We start from the raw sequence: 5,565 nt of genomic DNA on the forward strand, positions 1-5,565 counted from the left end.
CGCCTGTGACAGGCGCGCGCGGCCGCCTTGTTTGTACGGCGCGATATTGAGGCATGCACCAAGGCGTTCGCGCGCAAATCCCACAGGAATAATTGGCCCGAAACAAACGTAGGAGCGAGCGCAGCTCGCGATGCGCCGCGCGGGCGGCGCTCGATCTCACAGGCGCTGCATATCCCCCGTCAAGCACCGAAAACCCTCACACCCCCTTCAAAACCGCCGTTAACCTTCATTTAATCAACCCCAGCCAGCATGGCCCCATTCCCCGTTCTGCCAAGGCGAAGACATGCGCGTTCTCCTGCTCTTCCTGACACTGCTACTGGCTGGCCCCCTGCAAGCCAACCCGTTCGACGTCAAACCCGATTTCCTGCCGGTCGAGCAGGCCTTCGTACTGACCCACGACCGCCAGGCCGACGGCCAGATGCGCCTGTACTTCCAGATCAAGCCGGGCTACTACCTGTATCAGAAGCGCCTCAAATTCGATGGCCTGCCGAGCGATCAACAGCCGCAATTGCCGCCGGCACTCAACCACCACGACGAGTTCTTCGGCGACAGCGCGGTGTACCGTGACCAGCTCGAGCTGCTGCTGCCGGCCAACGCCCAGGGCCAGTTGCGCCTGGGCTGGCAGGGCTGCGCCGACGCCGGCCTGTGCTACCCACCACAGACCACCAGCATCGACCTGGGCGGCAGCGTAGCGCCGGCCGCCGAACAAGCCAGCGACCAGGCCCTGGCCAGCGGCCTGCAACAGGGGCACCTGGCCTGGAGCCTGCTGGCCTTCTTCGGCCTGGGCCTGTTGCTGGCCTTTACCCCCTGCTCGCTGCCGATGCTGCCGATTCTCGCCGGGCTGGTGTTGGGCAACGGTGCCAGCGCCCGCCGCGGTTGGCTGCTGGCCGGGGTCTACGTACTGAGCATGGCCCTGGTCTACGCCGCCCTGGGCGTGGTCGCCGCGCTGCTGGGCGCCAGCCTGCAAGCCTGGCTGCAACAACCCTGGCTGCTGGGCAGCCTGGCGGGGCTGTTCATCATCCTCGCCCTGCCGATGTTCGGCGCCTTCGAACTGCAGTTGCCCGCCGCCCTGCGTGATCGTCTCGACCGGGCCGGGCAAGGTACCCGCGGCGGCAACCTGTATGGTGCGGCCTTGCTGGGCGCGTTGTCCGGGTTGCTGCTGGGCCCCTGCATGACCGCGCCTCTGGCCGGGGCGCTGCTGTACATCGCGCAAAGCGGCGATGTGCTGCAAGGCGCGCTGGTGCTGTTTGCCCTTGGCCTGGGCATGGGCGTGCCGCTGCTGTTGCTGGTCACCCTGGGCAACCGCTACCTGCCCCGCCCGGGCGCCTGGATGGACCGGGTAAAGGCGGTATTCGGCTTCGTGTTCCTGGCCATGGCGCTGTACACCGTGCGCAGCCTGCTGCCGGCCAGCCTGCTGCTGGCACTCGCCGGTGCCTGGCTGGTCGCCCTGGCCTGGGCAGCCTGGCCGGCCCTGCAGCGGTTGCCGGCACTGCGCGCAGTGCCGCTGCTGGGGGCGCTGTGGGGGGGCTTGCTGTTGGTCGGCGCGGCAGCCGGCGGCGACGACCTCTGGCAACCCCTGCGCCCATTCGCCGGGGGGGCAGCCGCGCCAGCCACTGCTGCGCACGCCGAGGACAGCTTCGTCACCGTCAGCCGCCCAGAAGACCTGCAACGCGAACTCGATGCCGCCAAGTCTCGCGGGCAATGGGTCATGCTCGACTACTACGCCGACTGGTGCGTGTCGTGCAAAGTGATGGAAAAACAAGTGTTCAGCCGCAGCGACGTGCAGGCCGGGCTGGCCGGCGTGCACCTGCTGCGGCTGGACGTGACCGCCAACAGCCCCGCCAGCAAAGCGCTGCTACAACGCTACCAGGTACCCGGCCCGCCCAGCCTTATCTGGATCGGCCCAGAAGGCGAAGAGCGCCGCGCGCGGCGCATCACCGGTGAAGTGGACGCCGCCGCGTTCCAGCAACACTGGGCCCAGACCAGGAGCCAAGGCTGATGCTCACCGTGACCCTGGGGCCGCTGACCATGGCCCTGAACCACCTGCTCATGCTCACCGCGCTGGTGATCGCCAGCGTGGTCGGCTGGTGGGTCGCACGGCGCGGCGGTGAAAGCCCGGAGTCGGCGCTGTTCAACCTGTTTCTGCTTGGCTTGCTCAGCGCGCGGGCGGGGTTCGTGCTGGCGTACTGGCCGATGTACCGGGACGATCCGCTGCAAATCATCGACATCCGTGATGGCGGCTTTCTGTTCTGGTCGGGCCTGGCGGGTATCGTGGGCGGTGCCCTGTGGCAGGGCTGGCGCCACCCAGGCCTGCGCCGCCCGCTCGGCTGGGCGCTGTTCAGCGGCGCGCTGTTCTGGGGCCTGGCCAGCTTTGGCGGGCACTTGTACAGCAAGGGCACCGAACTACCCGAACTGAACCTGCGCAATGCCGGCGGCCAGCCCGTGGCGCTGCACAGCTACCGCGGTACACCGCTGGTGATCAACCTCTGGGCCACCTGGTGCCCACCCTGCCGGCGCGAAATGCCGGTGCTGCAGCAGGCGCAGAGCGAATACCCGAACGTGACCTTCCTATTCGTCAACCAGGGCGAAACCCCGGAAAACGTCAGCACCTTCCTCGCCACCACCGGCCTGAGCCTGACCCACGTGCTGTTCGACGGCACCGGCCTGCTGGCCCAACGCGTCGGTTCGATGGCCCTGCCCACCACGCTGTTCTATGACGCCCAGGGGCGGCTGGTCGGTAGCCACCTGGGCGAGTTGTCCCGGGCCAGCCTGCGCCATGCCCTGGAACCTTTCGAGCGGGCCGCTGCGCCCGCCCCTGCCGCACAAGGAAACTGAAATGCGATTGACTGCACTGTTGCCCCTGTCCCTGGCCCTGCTGGCCGCCCCCGCCTTGCAGGCCGAAGAGCTGCCCAAAGCGGTTCAGCAACTGCAAGCCAAGGGTGCCGTGATCAAAGGCAGCTTCGACGCCCCCAACGGCCTGCGCGGTTACGCCGCCGAGTACCAGAACAACGCCCTGGCCCTGTACCTGACGCCCGACGGCAAGCACGTACTGGTCGGCAACCTGTTCGACGAACAGGGCAAGGACCTGAGCGCAGAGCCGCTGGAAAAGCTGGTGTATGCGCCGATGAGCAAGGAAATCTGGGCGAAGATGGAAAAAACCGCCTGGATCGCCGATGGCAGGGACGATGCACCGCGCAAGGTGTACCTGTTCAGCGACCCCAACTGCCCGTACTGCAACATGTTCTGGGAGCAGGCACGGCCTTGGGTCGAGTCGGGCAAGGTGCAGTTGCGCCACATCATGGTCGGCATCATCCGCGAAGACAGCCCAGGCAAGTCGGCCGCCCTGCTGGCGGCACAAGACCCGGCCAAGGCTTTGCACGCGCATGAGAAGGCTGGCAAGGCCAGCACACTGACAGCGCTGAAGCAGGTGCCGCCGGCGGTTCAGCAAAAGCTGGCGGCAAACATGGCGTTGATGGAAGAGATGGGGTTGCAGGCCACCCCAGCGATTTTCTACCAGGATGACCAGGGTCAGCTGCAGAGCCAGCAAGGCGCACCACGGCCGGAGATGCTTGGGAAGATTCTTGGCAAGCGCTAGCGCCTGAGGTGAGTGCTGCAAATAGCGAGCGCCGCCCACACGGTGCTCGCTCTAGAATTCGGCAGAAAAGTTATACCTTGTAACACTTAATTGCGTACCAGAACTATCGATACCGCTCATCACAAATAGAGCATTCATAATAAAAATTCCTATACGCCTTACAAGCCAGTACGAAACGGCTCACACCCAAAACTGAAAAGCCCCGCCCAATACCACTAATTAATTAATTGTCAGAAACATCCTTCAGACGCCCCTCACAACAAGCATCACTACCCCAACAAACGCACCTACTCCTAGAAACTGAATATTCAGCGGAAAAACTTGACACCCCTCAATCCTGACAATAAAAGATTTCGCAGCAGACATTCAGCGCCCAACCGCCGTACATGAGGGCTTGGTCCCAAAATAGCACCAGGCGTGATGTCTTCTTCATGACCTCCGAAGGGTGCATACCATGAGACGAACAAGAAGAATAATTTCGGTCGCCAGGCTACTCCTCGTTGAGTACTTGAGAGAACCTACCGCACTGCTATGGACTGCAGTAGCACCGTGCATGATGTTCATGATCATGAAGCAGAACGCTTCATTTACGGGCCTGTCAGCTTCCAGTTATACGCACTCCGCGGCCTGGTTTTACGCCTACATCTCCCCAAACGTCGCCTTTTTCGGCCTGAGCTTCTACTTGATTGGCAGACGGGAGAGCGGTTTTGTCCGTTCATTCATCTACCGACGGGAGGCCATCACGCTGTTCCTGACGTCACATGCCCTCAGCTATAGCGTGATCAGCCTGCTGTATTCAAGCGCCTTCTACATCATCACCAAGCCACTGTACGGCCCCTACTCGCTGCCAGAATTCCTGCATCTCACAACGGCTTTCTACACAAGCTATTTACTATTTTCCTGCATAGGCCTGGCCATTGCTGCGCTGCCGATCAGGTTCAGTACCGCCGGCACGGTATTTTCATTCCTTTCGTTTCTCATGCTCTTTTCTGGTTACCTGGGTAGCGCACCTTCCAACACCTTGCACTGGCTCGGCGCGATCAATCCGCTTTACTTGAGCGCAAACATCATCAATGGGCAGCTATCACTCAGCGTGAGCTTCTCTGCAGCCGTTGCTGCCTCAGCAATAGGGTTTTATGTCACAGCGAAGTTATTCAGAATCCAACCCATCTGGAATCGATATTGAATGAATCTTCTGACGCTCGACAAACTCAGCTTTTCCCACCCCGACACGCCGCTTCTCCAGAATATCTCGCTGAGCCTAAGCGAAGGTGAGGCAGTCGGAATACTGGGATGCAACGGCGCGGGCAAAACGACACTTTTCGATTTGATATGCAATGTCAGAAAGCCTAGCCAAGGCAATATCATCAACGTTTCCAAGTGCCAGCTTTACCTGACGCAAGTACTAACGCCACCGCCGCTGCTGAAAATGGGCGAGGCCTATGAACTGATCACCCAGTTGAATTCAACATCGGCACCCAGTCATCATCAGGCCCTTGCGCGCCTCTGCCAGTGGTCGCCTGCGTTGTCAAAGCGCTACGCCAACCTCTCTGAGAAAAAGGCATCGACCTGCAGTTACGGCGAAATCCGCAGTTTCATCACCCTCACACTACTGCTCATGGGTGGTGACCTGATCATCCTCGACGAACCGACCGCCGGCATAGACCCTGAGTTTCGACACTACATCTGGCTGGGCATAAAGAACGCGTGTGCAGATGGGGCCAGCGTGTTGGTATCGTCTCACCACACCGAAGAAATCGTAACGAACTGCCACCGGTTCTACATGCTTGCACACCAGCGCATCGAGCCGTTCGGGAATGGTGAAGCGTTTCTGACCCGCTACAGCGCAAAGTCCTATGATGAAGCTTTCATCAACGCTGCGATGTAAATGCAGTGTATCCGCTCCATAAACCCCACCTGCCCATAGCCCGCAGATCATTGGAAGCTGAACTCCCGTTTTCACCGGAGTT

General features: G+C 61.4%; 5 protein-coding genes. All 5 read left to right on the forward strand.

Annotated elements, in window-relative coordinates; translation table 11 throughout:
- The first annotated feature begins 283 nt into the window (after positions 1-283).
- The 5 genes from dsbD to GYA94_RS26015 all read left to right on the forward strand — a co-directional run bounded on the left by dsbD (position 284) and on the right by GYA94_RS26015 (position 5,483).
- Positions 284-1,999: a protein-disulfide reductase DsbD gene (gene dsbD / locus GYA94_RS25995; RefSeq protein ID WP_161893389.1), complete on the forward strand. Its 1,716-nt coding sequence runs from the start codon at positions 284-286 to the stop codon at positions 1,997-1,999.
- The gene (locus tag GYA94_RS26000) at positions 1,999-2,835 is read left to right on the forward strand and encodes a TlpA disulfide reductase family protein (RefSeq protein WP_009684802.1); all 837 of its coding nucleotides are present in this window, start codon (positions 1,999-2,001) and stop codon (positions 2,833-2,835) included. The genes dsbD and GYA94_RS26000 overlap by 1 nt, the downstream gene beginning before the upstream one ends.
- Before the next feature lies 1 nt (position 2,836).
- On the forward strand, positions 2,837-3,595 hold the full coding sequence (gene dsbG, locus GYA94_RS26005; protein WP_009684803.1) for a thiol:disulfide interchange protein DsbG: 759 nt from the start codon (positions 2,837-2,839) through the stop codon (positions 3,593-3,595).
- A 454-nt stretch (positions 3,596-4,049) separates the two neighbouring features.
- On the forward strand, positions 4,050-4,781 hold the full coding sequence (locus GYA94_RS26010) for an ABC transporter permease (protein ID WP_167524237.1): 732 nt from the start codon (positions 4,050-4,052) through the stop codon (positions 4,779-4,781).
- Entirely contained in the window at positions 4,782-5,483 is a 702-nt protein-coding gene (locus GYA94_RS26015) for an ATP-binding cassette domain-containing protein (protein ID WP_009684805.1), read from the forward strand.
- Positions 5,484-5,565 lie beyond the last annotated feature (82 nt).

Source organism: Pseudomonas juntendi (assembly GCF_009932375.1).
In the GTDB taxonomy this organism is placed as follows: domain Bacteria; phylum Pseudomonadota; class Gammaproteobacteria; order Pseudomonadales; family Pseudomonadaceae; genus Aquipseudomonas; species Aquipseudomonas juntendi.

Bases quoted from the DNA above. Each gene is read 5' to 3' on its own strand.
- dsbD (WP_161893389.1), top strand. From the start codon at position 284: ATGCGCGTTCTCCTGCTCTTCCTGACACTGCTACTGGCTGGCCCCCTG.
- GYA94_RS26000 (WP_009684802.1), top strand. From the start codon at position 1,999: ATGCTCACCGTGACCCTGGGGCCGCTGACCATGGCCCTGAACCACCTG.
- dsbG (WP_009684803.1), top strand. From the start codon at position 2,837: ATGCGATTGACTGCACTGTTGCCCCTGTCCCTGGCCCTGCTGGCCGCC.
- GYA94_RS26010 (WP_167524237.1), top strand. From the start codon at position 4,050: ATGAGACGAACAAGAAGAATAATTTCGGTCGCCAGGCTACTCCTCGTT.
- GYA94_RS26015 (WP_009684805.1), top strand. From the start codon at position 4,782: ATGAATCTTCTGACGCTCGACAAACTCAGCTTTTCCCACCCCGACACG.